Here is a 19,659-nt window from a genome sequence, read left to right as displayed (position 1 = left end):
CTACCCGACAAACCTGGACAGCTCCCTGTTGAATTTCTCACGTTCGTCATAGAACAATCCGTGCCCGCTGTTCTCAAATGGCACAAGCACAGAATTCCGTATGCCTTGATGTTGTGCCACAGCCAAAGGGTATAAACAAACCTGATCATGGATTCCATGAAGAATCAATGTGGGAACCTGCACTTTGGCAAGATCATGAAATAATTCTTCGGCGAGCCAAGCTTTGGAGACCGCTATTGTGGACCAGCTTGCCGCCTGCAGCCCCAGCTGGAAGAACCAGTCCGAGAAGGGTTCCGAAACCTTTTGATAGAAAAACAGTTCTCCGAAGTCGCGGAGCATCTTGGGCCGATCCCGGTAGGTCGCCTGGATGATCTGTTCTACAGTTTCTCTTGTGGAGCCATAGGGGAAGCCCGGCCGCTGGATCAGACTGGGAGCTGCCGAGGCAAACAACGCCAGCTTGGAAACTCCATATCCGTTGTGGCGGGCCATATACCGGATCGTTACAGCACCGCCGGTAGAATGCCCTCCCAATGTGATATCCCTAAGTCTCATAGCTTCAATTACACACCGGATGTCATCAGCTAGGCGGTTGTAGTCGTATCCGCCCAGTGGTTTATCCGAATTGCCGAATCCCCGCATGTCCATTCCGATACAGCGATACCCGAGGGGCACCAGATGATTGTACTGATATTCAAACATCTTATGGTTAGCGGGCCAGCCATGGATGAACAAAATGGTCTTCCTGCCCAGCGGATTGATATCATTGACATACACGTTTACATCCGGCTCTGCTTTAATCCAATATTCCATAAGGTTATCCCCACTTATCCCTTGATTTGGTCTAATCGGGATATTCTATTCAACTGGCAGGGTTAAGTGCCTAGAAACTGTGTATCGGATCGCTTTTCCGGTTCTTCGTGTTCACATGTTATATCAGATAACAGTAAGAGTCCCTCTCACTATTATTTTTGTGAGAGGGACCCTCAAAATCTTTTGCCCTATTCAGTTAAGCTTCATAAGGTCAATCACTGCCAAACTTAAGCAGAAGGACGTCATAATCGCTGTTCGATAGATACGAACCTGCAACGACATAGCCGCCATCACTGGTAGCTGCGACGCTTCTGCCTATTTCACCAGTGTCGCCAAAACTGTAGGTATTGGACCATAACGCATTTCCAGAGCCGTCAATTTTCAACATCAACAGATCTTCTTTGGACACTGCAGGAGTAGTAAACCCTGTCACTATAAAGTTACCATCCTTCGCAAGCTTGATGTCGTTGCCAAAATCGCCATTGGTCGCATGGAACTGCCGGCTCCAGCTTTGACTGCCGGACGTACCAACTTTGGTTACAAAGATATTGTAAACTTGAGTATTATTGGGTAGATCAATATTATTGATGGCCCCGGCTGCCACATAACCGTTTGATGTTGCAGCAACGCCGTTCAGCATGGAATAGCGGTCCAACGTGGATTCAAATACGGTGTTACCGCTTCCATTTACTTTTACCATTAAGCCATACATCCGTTGAGCCGTTCCTGGATTAATGATTTCGGAGACCGTTTTATAGCCGACCGCTACATAACCGCCATCCGGTGTCACTGCCACCCCGTAAAAACGGTCCTCAAGGTTATCCTTGCCGAAAGTCCGGGTCCACTGGATCCCGCCGTTAGCATCTACCTTCAGCATATAAGCGTCGTTGGAATTGCTGCTGCTTTCCTTGGTACCGGCAACGATATATCCACCGTCAGTGCCAAGCTCCATAGCCTGGGCCTCTTCCTTGGCTGGCCCTCCGTAGGTCTTCGACCATTGAACTGTACCGCTTGCATCTGTCTTGATCAGAATGACATCTGAAGAGCCGCTGGCATTGCTTGTCCCGGCAATCATATAACCGCCATCGCTGGCTACCCGCACCTCTACACCGGATTCGGCTCCCGTACCTCCGTATGTGTAGGCCCATTGAAGCGTTTGGGAGGCATCCGTTTTGGCAAACAGGATATCGTCATTTCCATTAACGGTGGTTGAGCCGACAAACACGTAACCGCCATCGCTCGTTTGTACGACGGAAGTACCGAAATCACGCGGCGAGAAATTGTAATTGTGGGCTGCTTGCAGCTGGGGAGGCAGGAGTGCCGCCGCTTGCTGGGATAGTGTTGACTTTTGTCCCTCATCTCCTGGAATGGACTTGTCCAACAAATCAATAACTGTAATATCAGCTTTCTGTGCAATTTCTTGACTTTCGGTTGGCGGAAGAATGTTGTTGGCTGGAAGCTCGGCTTCCTCTGCAAATGCTAATTGCGACGAAAACAGCATAGTGACGGCCAGTGTAGAGATAACGGAAATGGACTTTCGCATAACCAAACACCTCCAAGTTTTATTTAGGAAAATATTCCCAAACTTATTCTATTCCTTTTTTTGCGGCAAATCTACCACTTAGAATATATTTATTGAATTATTTGTTATATTTACAAATATAGAGGTATTATTCTGGCCATAAAAAACCCACCTCGATTACGAAGTGGGATTCGGAAATCTAAGTATGCTGGTACTTGCTGAAAAAGAGAGTTAATTTTCTTCGTCTTTAACTTCTCTGTCAGGCAATTGAGTTACATAGCTGTCAGACAGGTGGAGCAGCTCCAGGGCACGGTTGAATTCATCTTCTGTAGCCTGCAGGGGCCCAGTGCCATCGCCGGATAACGTATAATGCTGGCCATCCTCGAACCCGCTGCCAGACAGAAAGAGCTCTTCGTTATTTACAAATGAGCCTGTTGGCAAATAATAGCGCTGTGGAAGCAGGTTATAAGAAGATTGATTCAAGAGATCCTGTCCGAAATGAATATGGCCGGCAAGGGATACCCCTAATAGATTGGATACTGTTGGTAAAATATCTACCTGTCCGCCTAGTTGTTCCTTCACGCTTGACGCCGTTATTCCCGGAGAGGCGATGATCAGCGGGATATTAATCAAATCGCGTTCCGTATATTCATGATTCAGAATTTCCTCCAATAAGACCTTATCCTCTTCCTTGAGCGAGAAGATAGGAAGCCCCCGGTGATCGCCATACAACATGATTAAGCTGTTATCCCATACACCATTCTGCTTGAGCTCATCGATAAACTGGCCAAGCGCATAATCTGCGTAATTCTGGGCGCGAATGTAATTCCCGACAAGCGTTCCTTCGAAACGTTCCGGCAGAGTCATTTTGTATTTATTTTCAGGGATGGTGAATGGATTATGCGATGACATCGAAATCACATGGGAATAGAACGGCTGGCTGCTCAGGTCCATTCTCGCCAGCTCTGCGGAGGTCTTCTTATACAGAATTTCATCAGAAGCCCCGTAGAATACCGTGTCGTCTTCACCAAAAAAGGCCTTGTCATAGTAGCGGTCAAAACCCAAGGCTTTGTACAGGTCTCCACGGTTCCAGAAGTCAACCTCATTGGTATGAAACGTTGCCGTGTCGTACCCATTCGCCTGGAGCAGCTTGGGCAAGCTGGGAAGCTCCTTGGTAGCATAGATATCGGTAGCCGGTCCATCCGGCGGAACATAGAAGGAAGTGTTCACAATAAATTCCGCATCTGAGGTATTGCCTTGCCCGACCTGCTGGTAAAAACGCGGAAAGTAAAAGTTTCCTGCGGCCAGCTTGTTCATATTAGGTGTAATCTCTTGCCCGTCAATGGACAGATTAATCAGGAAATTCTGAAAAGACTCCATCTGAATGATGATCAGATTCTTTCCCTTGGCGGCACCGAATAGGGCCGGGTTGGATTGCGCCTGGATACCCTTTTTTTGATCGATGGCGGATTGTGTGATTTGGGAGAGTTCAATTTGCTCTTCCTTATGCTCTGCAAGCAGGGCGTAGGCTTCATAATTAAGAATTCCCATTTGCTCGGCCTGAATCGTTTCATTCATACTAGCCTGATTCGGAAAAATATTCATCATACAAATGATTAGGGAAATGCAGAACAGGGCAGCGACCGCTTTGCGGTTGCTCCGGCGAGACATGGCTTTTTTCCAGGCGACGGCTTTCTTCCGGCTGAACATCACCAGGCTAATAATAATGATATCCAGAAAAATCAGCATATACTGCGGGTGGAGCACCGAAAAAATGCTTTTCTTCACGGCTCCAACCTGTTTGGCCTGACCGATTACCTGGGAAGTGGCAATAATACCAAAATGATTGTGATAGACAATCAAAGAGAAAAACAAAACCGTAATCAACAAATTGACAAACATGTAGATGGCAATCTTCCGTTTCGTGGCAAACCATTCAATCAGGCAGAATATCAGCAGCACGAATGGGATTTCTTTCAGCCATGTTGTCCAGGTAGGACCATCTTCGAACAAGTAATACCAGGCAAAATAGCTTTTCGCAAGCATGATTAATGAGAAAAAAAGTATGGATCTTTTGCTGAGTGTGCGTGGTTCCTTCAACCGCATTTCCTATGCGCATCCTTTTCTATATAATTAGTTCATTCTATTACATGAAAGCGCTCAAAATCAACTAGATAGAGAACCAGATTTTGCAAAATAGGTGCTATTGTTCGATTACATAATGTGGAACATATGTTACAATCACTTTGCACAAGCATATGGCAACAATACATATACATACGGAGGGAATTACAGGATGAAGATTAAGGGTCTGGAAGGGTTAACATGGGAAACGCTGGAGCAGGAAGTAGGACAAGGCGGCAAATTTGTCGTATATACTTTCTGTATCTCCATCCTTATTATGACCTTCCGGAGAAGCTCGGCAATATATTACATAGCGCCAGGAATGGGTTCAGTGGGCACAGGATTGAGATTCACTCTAATTAGCGTTTTGTTCGGTTGGTGGGGCATACCGTGGGGGCCAATATATACTATTGGGGCGCTGATTACCAATTTCAAGGGGGGCCGTGATATGACCGTAGAGGTACTGAACTCCCTGGCAGAACAACGGGGACCGCAGCAGCAAATTGGATAAGTGCGAATCAGCAAGGGCTCTCAACAGGGCCTTTTTTTTGTGCTCGTGGACACACTCCTCCATGTTGAAGCAAGGAGGCCTAACCCAAGCTGCAGCTTCTATGATAAAATAACCCTGGATTACATACTGCGTTACACAGATTTGAAACGAGGTGGGCTTTTTGTTCAAAATTATGCTCATTGAGGACGATGTTACCCTGTTCGGTGAGATTAAGGAGCGATTATCCCAATGGTCGTATGAGGTATACGGCATTTCCGATTTCGGGAAGGTCCTTCAGGAGTTTACGGCTGTCAATCCTGAACTGGTCATTATAGATATCCAGCTGCCGCAGTTTGACGGGTTCCATTGGTGCCGGATATTGCGCGCCCATTCCAATGTGCCGATTATTTTCCTGTCTTCCCGTGACCACCCGAGTGATATGGTCATGTCCATGCAGTTCGGAGCAGATGACTTTATCCAGAAGCCGTTCCATTTCGAAGTGCTTATCGCCAAAATCCAGGCCACGCTCCGCCGGGTGTATAACTACAGCACCGAGCGGATCGAGCTGAAGACATGGCGTGGAGCAACGATTGAATATGTGAAGAACACGATAACAAGCGAACGCGGATCTGCTCTGCTGACGAAGAATGAAATGTTAATCCTCAAAATACTGGTGGAGAGTAAAGACCGGATAGTTGAGCGCGAAGAACTTATTAGAAAACTGTGGGACAATGAGCATTTTGTGAGCGACAACACGCTGACCGTAAATGTGAACCGGCTGCGTAAAAAGCTGGAGCCGCTGGGTCTGGATGCATATATTGAAACCAGGGTGGGGCAAGGCTATATGGCGACCGAAGAGGCGCTGTTATGATCAGGAAATACATAGAGGAGAAGTTGAGCTGGCTCCTCCTGCTTGGCGGGCTGCAGATCATTTTTTTGTTCGTGGCTTATGTGGATTCTTCCATTCCGTTTCTGCCCGTATTGTACATTGTCGGACTGAATGTGATGGTATGTACAGCTTTTGTGTTTCTCAGATACCATAAAGAGACCCGTTTCTATCAACGGATGGAAGCCTGGGATGAGGTTTATGATCCGAGCACCTTCAAAGAAGCGGACAGTCCGTTTGAGAAGATGGTGCAGGAAGCGGTGAATGCCCAAACCGAACGTTACAAAAGGGAATCCTCCGTAAATTTCCAACGGCTTGAACAGGAGAAGGACGACCTGTTGTCCTGGATTCATGAGGTCAAAACTCCGCTTACTGCCATGCAGCTGATGATCGAACGGCTGACGGACGAAACGCTGAAGCTGAAATTAATGTACGAATGGCTGCGGATTCATCATTTGCTGGACCAGCAGCTTCATCAGAAACGGATTCCGTTCATGCGCAACGATCTGTATATCGAGATGACCCGGCTTGAACCCGTACTGAACAGAGAGATTCAGGCGCTGAAATCCTGGTGTATCCCCAAAGGAATTGGTTTTGACGTTGACCTTACTGCGGAAGAGGTACTCACGGATGGCAAATGGCTTGGGTTTATTCTTAGGCAGCTGCTGACGAATGCCGTAAAATACAGTGAAAACTCCGATATTCTCATCCAGAGCAGGGAAACGGCGGGCCACACCGTACTGGTCATTGAAGATCATGGAAGAGGAATTGACCCCAAAGATTTACCGCGGATATATGATAAAGGCTTCACTTCTACCATCGGCCGCCAAGAGGGAGCTGCCACAGGCATGGGGCTCTACCTGACGAAACAGGTGGCGGAGCCGCTGCTTATTAGCATTCATGCAGATTCCATACCTGGAGAAGGCACTACATTTACCTTGACCTTTCCGCGTAAAAATGACTTCCTGCGCATTACGGGCATGTGACAACAATGTCACATGCCTTTTCATTTTGTTCGGGGAAACGCAGGATAATATATCACAACCCGCTTATGATAGAACTATAGAGATCAGACATAGTGCAACATCAGATGATCAAGGGGTCTTTGCTCTTGGTGTTTTGATCTTAGTGTTTTGATCACAATGTTTTGATCTTAGTGTTTGTAGAGATCAGACATAGTACAACATCAGATGATCAAGGGGTTTTGATCTTACTCTTTTGATCTTATTCTTTTGATCTTATTCTTTACCCCGTATCCAGGTACCGCTGCAGTTAAGCGTGTCCCGCAGGGACGGCAAGCGATCCTACTCCCCACATTCCCAAGTCCAGCCAGTCTGAATGCCTACGCTAATTGCACTTAACCGGGTGTCCAGAGGGCAGAGCCCTTGGGGCCCTCCCTTGGCTAAGGGAGGGTTTGGGAGGGATCGAAATTATTTTAGGAGTGAATACCACATGATTCTGGAAGCGAACAAAATTTATAAAACGTATGGCAACAAATTCAATAGACAGGAAGTGCTGAAAGGAATCGACCTTCAGGTCAGCAAAGGCGAGTTCGTCGGCATCATGGGGGCTTCCGGTTCGGGCAAAACCACCCTGCTGAACGTCCTTTCCTCCATTGACCGGGTAAGCCAGGGAACGATTGAAATTGAAGGCAAGGAATTTACAGGGATGAAAGAGAAGGAGCTCGCAGAGTTCCGCAAAAAGCATCTGGGCTTTATTTTTCAGGAATATAACCTGCTGGACACCCTAACGGTCAAAGAAAATGTGCTGCTTCCGCTCTCGATTACCGGTATTTCCAAGAGAGAGGCCCATCAGAAGTTTGAACAGGTGGCAGGAGAACTGGGAATCAACGAATTGAAAGACAAATACCCGGCGGAAATCTCCGGCGGACAAAAGCAGCGGACCTCTGCGGCACGGGCGTTTATCCATGACCCGAGCATTATTTTTGCAGATGAGCCAACCGGTGCGCTTGATTCCAAATCAGCCTCCGATCTGCTGAACAAGCTAGCCGATATGAACACGAAGCGCCAGGCCACCATTGTGATGGTTACCCATGATGCTGTAGCCGCCAGCTATTGCAGCCGGGTAGTGTTTATCCGGGATGGGCAAATTTACACTCAGCTGAACAAAGGCGATGAACCGCGCCAGTCCTTTTTCAATGATATTATCAAGACCCAGAGTGTATTGGGCGGTGTCCAGCAATGAGCCTGAACTATATTATTCTGCGTAATCTGCGGAAAAACATCAAAAACTATTATCTGTACGTCTTCGCGCTGATCTTCGGTGTGGCACTGTATTTCTCCTTTGTTACGCTTCAGTATGATCCGTCCATGGATGAAGTTGCCGGTTCAGTGAAAGGGGGAGCCGCCATCGGCTCATCCTCGGTGCTGCTGGTGGCCATTGTCGCCATTTTCCTGTTATATGCCAATACGATCTTCATTAAGCGGCGCAGCCGCGAGATTGGGCTGTTCCAACTGATCGGACTAACGAAGGGGAAAATCTTCAAGCTGTTAAGTGCCGAGAATCTGATCCTGTATTTCGGGTCCATGATTCTGGGGATCGGTGCCGGGTTTGCGGTGTCGCGGCTGATTCTGATGATTTTGTTCAAAATTCTGGCGATTGAATCTGTAGCAAAGCTCCGCTTTTCACTGGAGGCGCTGCAGCAGACCGTAATCGTCTTTGCCGCGATATACCTGCTGATCATGCTGATGAATTATACCTTTATTAAAGCACAGAGCATTCTCTCTCTGTTCAAGGTCAGTTCCACCACACAGGAGCGCATCCGAAAAATGCCGCTGTGGGAGATTGTCCTCGGACTGCTAGGCATCGGCTTTATTGCGGCGGGATATTATTTATCGACCCTGCTCTTCAATGGAAAAATAAACAACATGACCGGGCTGATGATCTCGATGATTGTTATCCTTGGTCTGGTTATTATCGGCACGTACCTGTTCTACAAAGGTTCGGTCAGCTTCGTATTCAACGCCATCCGCAAGGGTAAACAGGGCTATCTCACTATCAATGAGGTACTCTCGCTCTCATCCATTATGTTCCGGATGAAGTCAAATGCGCTGCTACTGACGATCATTACAACCGTGTCCGCGCTGGCTATCGGTCTGTTGTCACTTAGTTATATCTCGTATTATTCGGCAGAGGCGACAGCCAAGGAAAGCTCTCCTCACGATTTTGGGTTTGCCCGGGTGGAAACCAAAGAGCAGTTTGTGCAGGCACTGGATAAGGCGCAAATCAAATACAGCGAAGTCCATATGCAGCCCTTTATGATGGAAGTCGATGCTTCGCAGATTATGCAAAAGGATTTTAAAGATACCGTTATTTCCACATCTGTAGTCAGTGATAGCAGTGTTAAGGGCGTTGATCTAAAGCCTGGAGAAACACGGCTTATGGGATATAACAATGCTTTGAGCAGTCTTTTGTCTCTGAAGGAAACCGGCGAGATTGGATTTAAGACCATAAACGGCACGGTAAAGCAGCAGCTCGCAGGTATCTCCAAGAAAGCGATTATGCCTTATTATTACAGCAAAAACTCCGGAGTGTTTGTGGTCGATGAGACGGTTTTTGAGGAGCTGGCCCAGGCGAAGAACCCCAAGCTGCAAAGTGCTAAGGAAGCGGCACCAGCAGATTACTTCGGGATAGAACTTGCCGACCGTTCACAGCTAAAAAAAGCAAATCAAATTTTTATGGATCTGAAGCCGGATAAGAAGAACATCTCACAGTATGAATACGAAATGAACCAGCGGAACAATATGGGGCTCATTATGTTTATTGTCGGGTTCCTCGGCTTAACCTTTCTCATCACCTCCGGCTGCATTCTGTACTTTAAGCAGATGGATGAAGGGGAGGAAGAAAAGGCAGGCTATACCATACTCCGGAAACTGGGTTTTACTCAAGGCGACCTCTTGCGAGGCATCCAGTTCAAGCAATTGTTCAATTTTGGCATCCCGCTGGTCGTTGGACTGAGCCACAGCTATTTCGCCGTTAAGTCCGGCTGGTTTTTCTTCGGCACGGAAATGCTCACTCCGATGATTTTGGTCATGCTGCTGTATACCGCACTGTATTCTATTTTCGGCTTCCTGTCGGTACTGTATTACAAGCGAGTCATTAGCGAGTCGTTGTGACCCAAGAGCATATTGGGAATAGGGAGTAAGAGGAGCCTGCTTGGCAGCAGCTCCTTTTTCGTTTGTTGACATAAATAGTTTTATTAAAAACGGACTAATTTGCTCACAGAGTGGAAATCTGGTTCATATCTGGTATAATAAAAATAATACTCAGGAAATATATTGCAATATAGCTATAACATAAAAGATGAAGAGGATAGGTGGAAATGGCCCATGGCGAAAATAGATCGTCATACGTTTCAGACCAGAACCAGACATATGTCTGCCGATTTGAAGCAAAAAATCAACTCCGGGGCTTACAGTCCGGGAGAATACCTGCCTTCTGAGCTGGCACTGACAGAGCTGTACAAACTAAGCAAAAATTCCGTGAGGTATGTTCTGGATGAGCTTGTTCAGGAGGGATTGATCATTAAAATTCCCCGGGTAGGCACACAGGTGGCAAAGTCTATTGCCAAGGAAACCATCCGCTTTGGAGTCTATCCCTCGTTGTATAAGGAAGCGGGGATGGAGGAGCTGATTAAGCGGTTCCACGAGAAGCATCCGTATATTCATGTGGAAACGATTGAGCTTCCATACGTGAGCTCCGACAGCATCGCCAATCTCATCAGGCTGGGGATTGTGGATGTGTTAACCGTCAACCTGCAGGATATGTACCAATTCAAGGAGAGAAATTCCCTCGATTTGTTTGCCGGCCAGGACCGCCGCGACAATATATACCCTTTTCTTACACCTTATTTTGAGAAGGAACCAGGTGTTTTGGCAGCCCAGCCGTTCGTGTACTCACCCGTTATTTTGTGTTACAACAAGGAGCATCTGAAGGAGAAAAGACTGGGAGAACCGAACAGCAGCTGGAGCTGGGATGAGCTGGCAACGCTGCTTCGGGAACTCAAGGCGCCGCATCGCTACAGTATCGCTTTTCAGTTGTTTTCCATGAACCGGTGGCCGATTTTCTGGATGCAAAATGAGGATGATCCAGCTCCGGCTGATTCCAATCCGTCTCAGTACGGAGCCAGTATGCCTATAGAAGGGTTACGCTGGCTCAGGGATCTTGTGACGGAGGAAGGAATATTTCCGCTTGCCTTGGCACAAGGTGAATTCGAAGCTGAGAAGTTGTTTAAGGAGCAGAAGGTTTCGGTCATGCTAACCACATATTACATGCTGAATGAGCTGAAGAATGCGGACTTTTCCTTTGATATTGCTCAGCTGCCGCATTTTAAGAATGATAAGACACTCCTTCTGTCCACAGGCATTGCCCTCAGTGCGGAATCGGGCCATAAGGAACCGGCAGCCTGCTTTGTGAATTATCTCACTTCAGACGAGGCGCAGAGCTATATCAGGCAGAACACCTACAGTTTACCTGCGAGCAGATATATTACAGAAACGGTTTCCGTTGATATTAAAAACAAACCGTCCAGGTTGGAGCTGCACCGTGACTACAGTTCAAAATACACGACGTACCGCGACCTGTCTATCTCCATTCAAACGCTGATCCGGTTCGAAGAAAGCCTGAAGCAGTACATGTCTTATTTAACGGATGAAGAGGGACTGGCTGAAGTATTGCTTCCGGCTAGAAGTCTCCATTTATAAAAAAGCATAGCAGGTTCAAAAAAACACTTCCCAATGGGTAGTGCTTTTTTTGAATTTATATGAACCACAAAAGAACCAGTTGACAGATATCGTGGTATATGATAATTTCTTATTGAAAAATAAGAACCACACATGATCTAAAAGGATGAGGGTTAATAAGGAGCTAATCAACAGCTATACAGTGGAGGGGGGAGAGTTTATATCGTCTTTTATTAAGGGAAATTGTATCCGTTTTCATTGGCAGTTTACATGAAGGAGGAACGTTTAATGATGCTGAAAAAGAGGATTTCCATTGTGCTTACGGCCACGCTTTTAACCTCGATCCTTGCTGCATGCAGCAGCGGTACGGACAAAGGCGGTTCTGCCGCCTTGCCTCCTCAGGAGCCCGGACAATACGGAGATACGGGCAATTTGGCCCTGCCGCTGGTAGATGAGCCGACCACGATCACTTACATGCTGCCCAGCAATGCCAAAGATCTCGGCCCGGGCAAGCTGGTTGTCCAGGAGCTTGAGAAGCGGACTGGCATTAAAGTGAATTTTCAGACCTATTCCCCGCAAACCTATCAGGATAAATTAAAAGTCATTGTCGCCTCCGGTAAGCTTCCCGACATTTTTACAGGGCTGAAACCGGCCGAACTCAAAAAAATAGGCAAACAAAACGGCGTGGTTGCCATCAATAAATATGCCGATCAGCTCCCTAACTTCAAAAAGCTGTATATGGAAGAAAATGACTGGGTCCTCAAATCCTACGGCGATGAAGCCGGCAATCTATATACCTGGCCGATTTATAATCTGAACCGCAAAGTAAATCACGGATTCATGTTCAGAAAGGATATCTTTGATGAACTTGGCATTAAAGAATGGACGAACACGGACGAGTTTTACGAAGCTTTGAAAAAAGTAAAAGCAGCTTACCCCGATTCTTACCCGTACGCGTCAAAAAGCCTGGCCAATATTTTCAGGGATTGGGCCTTCGGCTGGGGACTGGGCAACACGGATCAGTACCCCGCCTATTACGATGAAAAAGACGGCACCTGGAAGTACGCTGCAGTGCAGCAGGCGCATAAGGACATGCTCGATTTTATGAAAAAGCTTTACAATGAAAAGCTCCTTGATCCGGAATTTTTGACGGATACCCAGGACTCCTGGACAACCAAGATGACGACGGACAAATCGTTTGTCACGTTTGACTGGATCGGACGCCTTGATCTCTTTTACAACCAGATCAAAGAGCAGAATCCGGACTATGACCTCAGGTATGCCAATCCCGTCGGACCGACCGGTAATGTCAGAACGCTGCCTGAGGTTTCGGATTTCAGCGTCGCCGTGGCAAAAAACAAAAATACAGAAGTCTCGCTCAAACTGCTCGACTATCTGACCAGTCCATCCGGAAGTGAACTTATGACCATCGGTGTGGAGGGGGTTAACTTCGAATGGGGCGGAGACGGGTTCCCGGTCTACCCTGAACTGAAGGATCTTCCGCTTGTGGATATCACCGTGCTGGAGGACCGTTATGCAATGTGGCTGGAAGGAGCGTACCTGAGACCGGACCATCGGAGCATCTACTATCGTTTCTCGGAAAAAGAGCAGGAGGCCCAGGATAAAATTGTGAAGGAGGATCGTTTCGAACCGCTGGATCCGATCCTTAATTTTACGGACGAAGAAACCTCCAAGCTCGCCGAGCTGCAGACCTCACTGCAAAAATCCGCCGAGGAATTTAATGCGAAATATATCCTTGATGCAGGTTATGGTGAAGCCCAGTGGGCGGATTTCCAAACTGAATTGAGCCGTAGCGGTGTGGAGGAACTGATGTCGATCTACAATGCAGCCCAAAAAGATACGAGGAGTCCAAATAGAAGGCCTTAGGCCTGCGAATTAACGGGAGGGGACGAGGCATGGAACACCCGGCAGCTAACTATAAAACAGTGCCAAAGAAGAGCTCCAGAAGCCGTCTTGGAACAACATGGAACCATATCAAGCGCGACAGGCAGCTGCTTCTGCTGTTTCTTCCTTGCATCCTATTTTACGCCATCTTTCGTTATGGGCCATTATATGGACTGATTATAGCCTTCAAGGACTACAGCGTATTTTCGGGAGTGCTTGGCAGCGAATGGGTGGGATTTGAGCATTTCATCACGTTTTTTACGAACCATGACTTTTGGATGCTGTTCCGCAACACGCTGCTCCTTGGGTTGTATACGCTCATTTTTGGCTTTCCTTTTCCAATCCTGCTGGCCCTTCTGCTGAACGAAGTCAGAAACAAATGGTTAAAAAAATCCGTGCAAACCTTCAGTTATTTTCCGGCATTTTTATCCGTTGTCATCATCAGCAGCATGATCATTGATTTCCTGTCTCCCAATCACGGCATTTTGAACCAAATGCTGGCCGCGTTCGGATTCGAGACAAAGTACTTCCTGGTTGATCCGGGCTGGTTCCGTCCGATTTACGTCATTTCGGAAATTTGGGCAAATATGGGGTACGAATCAATCATTTATCTGGCAGCGATTGCGGGAATCAGTCCTACGCTCTATGAAGCGGCTAAGGTGGACGGCGCCAGCCGTTTCCATATGATCCGCCATATTACGCTGCCAGGGTTGTTTCCCACGATGCTCATCATGTTCATCCTCAAAACCGGCTCCATGATTCGTGTCGGCTATGAGAAAGTACTGCTGCTGTACAACCCGATGACGTATGACGTAGCAGATGTATTTTCAACTTATGTATACCGCAAAGGACTGCTGGAATCCAATTACAGTTACGCAGCCGCGGTAGGGCTGTTTGAAGCACTCGTGGCAATGGTGATGCTGCTGTCCGCGAATGCGGTCAGCAAACGGCTGGGAGGGAACGGATTATGGTAGGAGAACGCAAAATATCTTTGTTTGGTGTCATCAATACGCTGATACTCACTCTGGTTGCTGTAGCCACACTCTATCCCATCGTGTATATTACGGCCATCTCTTTAAGCGATACGGTGTCGGTCGTTCAAGGCAAGGTTTTTCTGTTCCCGAAAAGGCTCAACTTTGAGGCCTACGGCGAGGTGCTTAAGAATGACACGATTCCAAGAGCCTATCTGAATTCTGTTTTCTATACAGCACTTGGCACGTTCGTGAACTTGCTCTTTACTGCGGTGGCAGCTTATCCCCTGTCCCAAAAAGGTTTTTTTGGAAGAAAGTTTTTTATGACAGCGATTGTTCTGACGATGTTCCTGAATCCCGGCATTATTCCCACTTATGTGGTCGTACAGCAGCTGGGGTTGACGGATTCGGTTTGGGCCCTTGTGCTTCCCAACGCCATCTGGACGATGGAACTGATCATTCTGAAAAGCTTTTACGAAAACATGTCCTCCCAAATCCGGGAAGCCGCCCTGATTGATGGAGCCTCCGAATACCGGATTCTGTTCAATATTGTCATTCCCTTATCCAAACCTGCGCTTGCGTCCATCGGTCTTTTTTATTTCATGGGGCACTGGAACAGCTTTTTCCTGCCGCTGATTTACTTAAACGATCCGGATAAATATCCTTTGCAGGTCGTGCTGCGGGATATGCTGATCTACAGTGCAGAAAATGATGCGGGACTCGTGGATCGTTCGGCTCTGGCCCCTCAATCGATCAAAAATGCAACTATCGTGCTGTCCATGATCCCTGTTCTGCTCCTCTATCCTTTTGCCCAGAAGTATTTCGCTAAAGGGGTGATGCTCGGTTCGGAAAAAGGCTGAATAGACATAAGGAGGAGCCATTTCTAATGAAAATCGTTGCTGCGAAGGAAGGAAAAGTCACAATACTTCAAGCGGATATACCGGAACTGAACAAACGGCATGTCCAAGTGAGAACCGAATATTCGGGCATTAGTCCGGGTACGGAACTTAGTGCGATTAAGAGATCCGGATTATCTCCCGTATATCTTGGTTATAGTGCCGTTGGGATTGTGGAAAAGACGGGAAGTGAGGTCAGGGATATTCATCCGGGAGACCGGGTGGCTTGTTACGGCGTGCCTTACGTAAGACATGCAGAAGTGATTTCGGTACCGACCAATCTGGTAACCAAAGTGCCGCTTCATGTCAACCCTGAGGAGGCGGCATTTACAGGGCTCGGGGCCATTGCCATACATGCGCTGCGTACAGCTGACGTGAGGTTCGGTGACAAGGTGCTTGTCGTCGGACTGGGTATCCTCGGTAACCTTGTGGCCCAAATTGCCTCTGCCGCTGCATGCCATACTGCTGCCTATGATCTGAGCAAAGAACGTGTGCAGCTGCTGCGGGGACAAACGGGAATTCGATGGGGCTTTACAAGTGAAGAGGAAGTGGAACGTTTTGTGTTGAACGAGACGGGTGGAGCCGGCTTCGATTCCATACTCTTATGTGCTGGCGGACCCGGCGAAGCGCTGATTAACAAGTCGCTTGAATGGCTTCGTGACCTGGGGAAAATCGTGATCGTCGGTGATTTGTCCATGGAGTTTTCAAGAGATCTGATGTTTCGCAAGGAAGCGCAGATTCTCATCTCGAGAGCGGGCGGCCCGGGAAGATACGATGTGCATTACGAGGAGGACAATCTCGATTATCCCATCGGTTTCGTGCGGTGGACGGAAGGAAGAAATATGGACGAGTACGTAAGGCTGCTTGCTGATAAGCGAATTACGGTAAGTCCTGCCATCACGCATAAGTTTGCGCTGGAAGAGGCGTCTGCAGCCTATGGAAATTACCAATCCGGCCCGGATCAAGGAGCCCTCGCCACGTTGATCAAGTATTTTTAATGACATGAAGAAGGGGAGATAAGTGATGAAACAGCCTTTTTCCAACCTGATCACCATGTTCATGAGCTGTTTACTTGCATTAGTGATGTATCCTGTACAGCCTGCTCCTGCCGCAGCGGAGGATTCCAGACTTTCTCAAAAAAACTTCAGCGCACCCGAGGAATTGCTTGTACCCAACAACTACACGGTAGCTGTATTTAATGGAGCCGTCGGCTATGAGGACGGCAAGCCTGTAATGTATGCGACGAGCAAAGGGAAGCCGGGGGTTCTGAATGTGATAGACCTCGAAGAGTACAAACTGCTTCGGACTGTTTCGCTTGCACCTTCCGAAAGCTCTTGGGCTCATACCGTTGCCCCAAACGGTACGCTCTATGTGGCGGCCGAAGGAGCAGGTGCGAGATTATGGGAGTACTCTCCAGTTACGCATGAGGCCGTTCAAGTGGCTGAATTTGCGGGGCAGTCTGTCTCTAACAGCATTACGACAGATGAACAAGGAAGAGTCTACGTCGGAACGTACCCGGGGGGGAAAGTGTGGCAGTATGACCCGGCTACCAGGCAAGTAAGAGATTATGGCCGTGTTATTGGTGCGCTTGATCAAGAATACGTCCGCTCCATTGCTTACCAGGGCGGATATATTTATGCCGGAACGGCCCATAAACAGATCGTCCGCGTGGACCTGAACACGGGAGAAAAAACGGATATCGCAGCTTCGCTTAACGTTAAAAATGATACGGTATACGATTTGAGTACGATTGATAACCGTTATTTGTTCGCCCGCTATACGGATGGAAGCGGGATTCCGGGTGAAGGCTACATCTACGATACGGCAACAGGATCATGGCTTGATGTAGAGCTTCAGCAGGTCACCGGCCTTCATGCGGCCGACTCGGTGGATGGAAAGCTGTATTATATGGCAGAGAAAAAACTGAAAACCTTTGACCTTGCGACTCATCAGGTAGAGGAAACCGGCATGACCTATGAGAGCGGATTGAGAGGGGCGGATTGGGTCGAGTTCAATCATCCCGAGCTTCCAGGAAAAACGCTGGTCACGGTCCGTTATGACGGCGGGGTAGCCATGCTGAATATCGATACCCAAAAAGTAATTGTAAAGCCGCCGATTATCCCGGGATTGCCGGGCGTGGTCAACCGGCTTCAAAGCGTATCGGATACACAGCTGATCACAACGGGATCTCAAGCCAGGTCTTCGTTGGTTGACTTAGAGAACATGACCGCCAAACCTTTCAGTATAGGTCAGGCGGACAGTGTCTACCCGATTGGAAATAAAGTCTATATGGGGGTCTACCCGGAAGGCGGCTTATACGTTTATGATCTGAATCAAGAGCCGGGGAGCACGAATCCGCAGCGGCTCGCGGTACTCGGAAACGATCAGGAACGGCTTGTGCATATGTCTGAAGGAGACGGTAAACTGTTTATTTCCACTATCTCCGGTTATGGTACGCTGGGAGGGTCGCTTACGGTCCATGATACAGCGACAGGGGAAACCAAAGTTCACCGCAACGTGGTCCAGAATCAGAGTGTGCTCAGTACCGCGTACGTAGACGGTAAGATTTTCGGATCTACGACCATCAGGGGCGGACTGGGCTCCATGCCAAGCGAGCAGGAGGCCAAAATTTTCGTGTGGGATGTCCAGAAGGAGCAAAAAATCACGGAGTTTACCCTGGATATTCCCGAACTTACCGATCCGATTTTCATAGGGGATCTGTCTCTTGGACCGGATGGGCTGATCTGGGGGGCATCCTATGAATATATTTTTGCGATCGATCCGGACACGTACAAGCTTGTAAAATATAAAAAAATCTATCCGCAGCTGTATTACACCCAGTGGCATCATCATCCGATGCGCTGGTCGGAAGACGGACTTTTGTATGTGTTGTTTAATAACAAACTGACAGTAATTGATCCGGAAACGCTGGAATCCAGAACACTGACGGATGCATCAAGATTTGATCTTGGAAGGGACGGAAATCTTTATTTCACCGATCTCGCAACGAATACTATTCTCTATAGAATCAAGATCGGTGGAGAGATTGTGCCCGAACCGCCGGGCCTGCCTTTGCCGGTAAACAATGCGGGGGTGGAACAAGCGCCGGGTGGGAGCGGCAAACTGCCGGGCTGGACTTCTTTGTTTGCGACCAGCGGGGATGTTTATTTTGAACGAAGCGGCGATAAAAGCTTTGCGGGTGCTTCCAGCCTGCACACAACGGATCTAGTCCGTACCGCCTCGGTGGCGGTGCAAAGCGATCCAATCGCTTTGTCTCCGGGAAAAGAGTATAGCGCAAGTGCTCAAATCTATATCGAATCCGGCCAGCCCGGATTGATGTTCAGATTCTATAATGCGGAAGGGCAGACGTTGTCCACTTTGGAAACGCATTTAGATGAATCGCGGCTCCACCAATGGCAAAAGGTAACCCTCCGCGGTAAAGCACCGGAAGGGGCAGCTTCTGCCAGAATTATCGCGGTTACCAGCCGCTATAACATCTCATCCGCTTACTATGATGATTTTTCCGTATACGAAAAAGATAATACGGCTCCCTTGACTGAGGTTACCTTTAATCCACAGCCCAATGAGCAGGGCTGGCACAATGAAGATGTTTCCATAATGCTGAACTCGGAAGGAGCAGCCGCCCTTTTCTACGAGGCTAAGGGGGCTGAGAACATCGATCAGCGTGAGGCTGCAGGCAGTAGCACGGAGTTTACAGTAAGCGCAGAAGGCGTAACGGCAGTAACTTATTGGGCGAAATCTGCTTACGGTGTGCCAGGGGTGCCTTCTACTACCGGACTCAAGATAGACAAAACGGCCCCCTTAATCGAATTTTCAGGAGAATCCGTCTACGAAGTAGATGATGTGATCCGGATTGAATGCGCTGCAGAAGATGCATTATCAGGTGTAGCTACAAGTGATTGCGATACTGTGCTTGCAGATAGCCCCGCCTATTTGACGGGCATTGGGGAGCATATGGTTGATGCAACCGTGAGTGATGCAGCCGGGAACTCTGTAAAATCCTCTTTTACTTATGAAGTGATCCTGACCTATGAGGGCATTGCAGGGCTGATTGACCAGTTCCTCGCTCATGATCCAGAGCTGGCTGAACGGCTGAAGAATCAGCTGATGATAGCACAAAGAGCGGATGAATCGGGTAATATGGGAGAGAAAAAAGGCGCAATCAACGGGTTTATTTATCAAGTGGAAGCCAAGAGCGGGAAGGGATTAGCTCAAGATCATGCCGAGCTGCTGGTACAGCTTGGAACCCAGATTTAAGTTCATTTGAAGCCGCCGTAATGGCGGCTTTTTTCAATTAACGCTGGTCAAGAAGCAGGTGAACAGTGCTAGTTG

At 48.0% G+C, this 19,659-nt stretch carries 14 protein-coding genes; 11 read left to right on the top strand and 3 right to left on the bottom strand.

Features of this window, described 5'->3' with window-relative positions:
• From PGRAT_RS18890 to PGRAT_RS18880, 3 genes are all read right to left on the bottom strand, one after another.
• On the bottom strand, window positions 1-810 hold the full coding sequence (locus PGRAT_RS18890) for an alpha/beta fold hydrolase (RefSeq protein WP_042267024.1): 810 nt from the start codon (window positions 808-810) through the stop codon (window positions 1-3).
• A 211-nt stretch (window positions 811-1,021) separates the two neighbouring features.
• The gene (locus tag PGRAT_RS18885; protein WP_025707678.1) at window positions 1,022-2,353 is read right to left on the bottom strand and encodes a hypothetical protein; all 1,332 of its coding nucleotides are present in this window, start codon (window positions 2,351-2,353) and stop codon (window positions 1,022-1,024) included.
• A gap of 210 nt (window positions 2,354-2,563) precedes the next feature.
• The gene (locus PGRAT_RS18880) at window positions 2,564-4,438 is read right to left on the bottom strand and encodes an LTA synthase family protein (protein WP_025707677.1); all 1,875 of its coding nucleotides are present in this window, start codon (window positions 4,436-4,438) and stop codon (window positions 2,564-2,566) included.
• Between the two features lie 190 nt (window positions 4,439-4,628).
• On the opposite strand from PGRAT_RS18880, the gene PGRAT_RS18875 reads away from it, so the two are divergent.
• From PGRAT_RS18875 to PGRAT_RS34420, 11 genes are all read left to right on the top strand, one after another.
• Complete coding sequence (locus PGRAT_RS18875; RefSeq protein WP_025707676.1) at window positions 4,629-4,967, top strand: hypothetical protein; 339 nt, start codon at window positions 4,629-4,631, stop codon at window positions 4,965-4,967.
• 160 nt (window positions 4,968-5,127) lie between these two features.
• On the top strand, window positions 5,128-5,817 hold the full coding sequence (locus PGRAT_RS18870; RefSeq protein ID WP_025707675.1) for a response regulator transcription factor: 690 nt from the start codon (window positions 5,128-5,130) through the stop codon (window positions 5,815-5,817).
• The gene (locus PGRAT_RS18865; protein ID WP_025707674.1) at window positions 5,814-6,818 is read left to right on the top strand and encodes a sensor histidine kinase; all 1,005 of its coding nucleotides are present in this window, start codon (window positions 5,814-5,816) and stop codon (window positions 6,816-6,818) included. Before PGRAT_RS18870 ends, PGRAT_RS18865 begins: the two co-directional genes overlap by 4 nt.
• A gap of 466 nt (window positions 6,819-7,284) precedes the next feature.
• Window positions 7,285-8,037 (top strand): ABC transporter ATP-binding protein, encoded by a 753-nt coding sequence (locus PGRAT_RS18860; RefSeq protein WP_025707673.1) that lies wholly within the window; start codon window positions 7,285-7,287, stop codon window positions 8,035-8,037.
• Window positions 8,034-9,968, top strand: a complete 1,935-nt coding sequence (locus tag PGRAT_RS18855; RefSeq protein WP_025707672.1) for an FtsX-like permease family protein — start codon at window positions 8,034-8,036, stop codon at window positions 9,966-9,968. The genes PGRAT_RS18860 and PGRAT_RS18855 overlap by 4 nt, the downstream gene beginning before the upstream one ends.
• A gap of 213 nt (window positions 9,969-10,181) precedes the next feature.
• Window positions 10,182-11,555 carry an extracellular solute-binding protein gene (locus tag PGRAT_RS18850; RefSeq protein WP_025707671.1) on the top strand — a complete coding sequence of 458 codons (1,374 nt, stop codon included), beginning with the start codon at window positions 10,182-10,184 and terminating at the stop codon, window positions 11,553-11,555.
• A gap of 267 nt (window positions 11,556-11,822) precedes the next feature.
• Window positions 11,823-13,421 carry an extracellular solute-binding protein gene (locus PGRAT_RS18845; RefSeq protein WP_238326880.1) on the top strand — a complete coding sequence of 533 codons (1,599 nt, stop codon included), beginning with the start codon at window positions 11,823-11,825 and terminating at the stop codon, window positions 13,419-13,421.
• A gap of 29 nt (window positions 13,422-13,450) precedes the next feature.
• On the top strand, window positions 13,451-14,413 hold the full coding sequence (locus tag PGRAT_RS18840) for an ABC transporter permease (RefSeq protein ID WP_025707669.1): 963 nt from the start codon (window positions 13,451-13,453) through the stop codon (window positions 14,411-14,413).
• Window positions 14,407-15,270 carry a carbohydrate ABC transporter permease gene (locus PGRAT_RS18835; RefSeq protein ID WP_025707668.1) on the top strand — a complete coding sequence of 288 codons (864 nt, stop codon included), beginning with the start codon at window positions 14,407-14,409 and terminating at the stop codon, window positions 15,268-15,270. Before PGRAT_RS18840 ends, PGRAT_RS18835 begins: the two co-directional genes overlap by 7 nt.
• A gap of 26 nt (window positions 15,271-15,296) precedes the next feature.
• A complete protein-coding gene (locus tag PGRAT_RS18830; RefSeq protein WP_025707667.1) occupies window positions 15,297-16,304 on the top strand; it encodes a zinc-dependent alcohol dehydrogenase in 1,008 nt (335 codons plus the stop codon).
• Window positions 16,305-16,329: 25 nt separating this feature from the next.
• Window positions 16,330-19,584, top strand: a complete 3,255-nt coding sequence (locus PGRAT_RS34420; RefSeq protein WP_025707666.1) for a PQQ-binding-like beta-propeller repeat protein — start codon at window positions 16,330-16,332, stop codon at window positions 19,582-19,584.
• Window positions 19,585-19,659 lie beyond the last annotated feature (75 nt).

It is taken from the genome of Paenibacillus graminis (assembly GCF_000758705.1).
Taxonomy (GTDB): Bacteria; Bacillota; Bacilli; order Paenibacillales; family Paenibacillaceae; genus Paenibacillus_AQ; species Paenibacillus_AQ graminis.
The sequence above is the reverse complement of the archived record's forward strand: the minus strand, read 5'-3'. Positions and strand labels throughout refer to the sequence as shown.

Coding starts and splice junctions, on each gene's coding strand:
- PGRAT_RS18880 (WP_025707677.1), bottom strand. CDS start 4,438: ATGCGGTTGAAGGAACCACGCACACTCAGCAAAAGATCCATACTTTTT.
- PGRAT_RS18890 (WP_042267024.1), bottom strand. CDS start 810: ATGGAATATTGGATTAAAGCAGAGCCGGATGTAAACGTGTATGTCAAT.
- PGRAT_RS18885 (WP_025707678.1), bottom strand. CDS start 2,353: ATGCGAAAGTCCATTTCCGTTATCTCTACACTGGCCGTCACTATGCTG.
- PGRAT_RS18845 (WP_238326880.1), top strand. CDS start 11,823: ATGATGCTGAAAAAGAGGATTTCCATTGTGCTTACGGCCACGCTTTTA.
- PGRAT_RS18850 (WP_025707671.1), top strand. CDS start 10,182: ATGGCGAAAATAGATCGTCATACGTTTCAGACCAGAACCAGACATATG.
- PGRAT_RS18830 (WP_025707667.1), top strand. CDS start 15,297: ATGAAAATCGTTGCTGCGAAGGAAGGAAAAGTCACAATACTTCAAGCG.
- PGRAT_RS18835 (WP_025707668.1), top strand. CDS start 14,407: ATGGTAGGAGAACGCAAAATATCTTTGTTTGGTGTCATCAATACGCTG.
- PGRAT_RS34420 (WP_025707666.1), top strand. CDS start 16,330: ATGAAACAGCCTTTTTCCAACCTGATCACCATGTTCATGAGCTGTTTA.
- PGRAT_RS18865 (WP_025707674.1), top strand. CDS start 5,814: ATGATCAGGAAATACATAGAGGAGAAGTTGAGCTGGCTCCTCCTGCTT.
- PGRAT_RS18860 (WP_025707673.1), top strand. CDS start 7,285: ATGATTCTGGAAGCGAACAAAATTTATAAAACGTATGGCAACAAATTC.
- PGRAT_RS18840 (WP_025707669.1), top strand. CDS start 13,451: ATGGAACACCCGGCAGCTAACTATAAAACAGTGCCAAAGAAGAGCTCC.
- PGRAT_RS18875 (WP_025707676.1), top strand. CDS start 4,629: ATGAAGATTAAGGGTCTGGAAGGGTTAACATGGGAAACGCTGGAGCAG.
- PGRAT_RS18855 (WP_025707672.1), top strand. CDS start 8,034: ATGAGCCTGAACTATATTATTCTGCGTAATCTGCGGAAAAACATCAAA.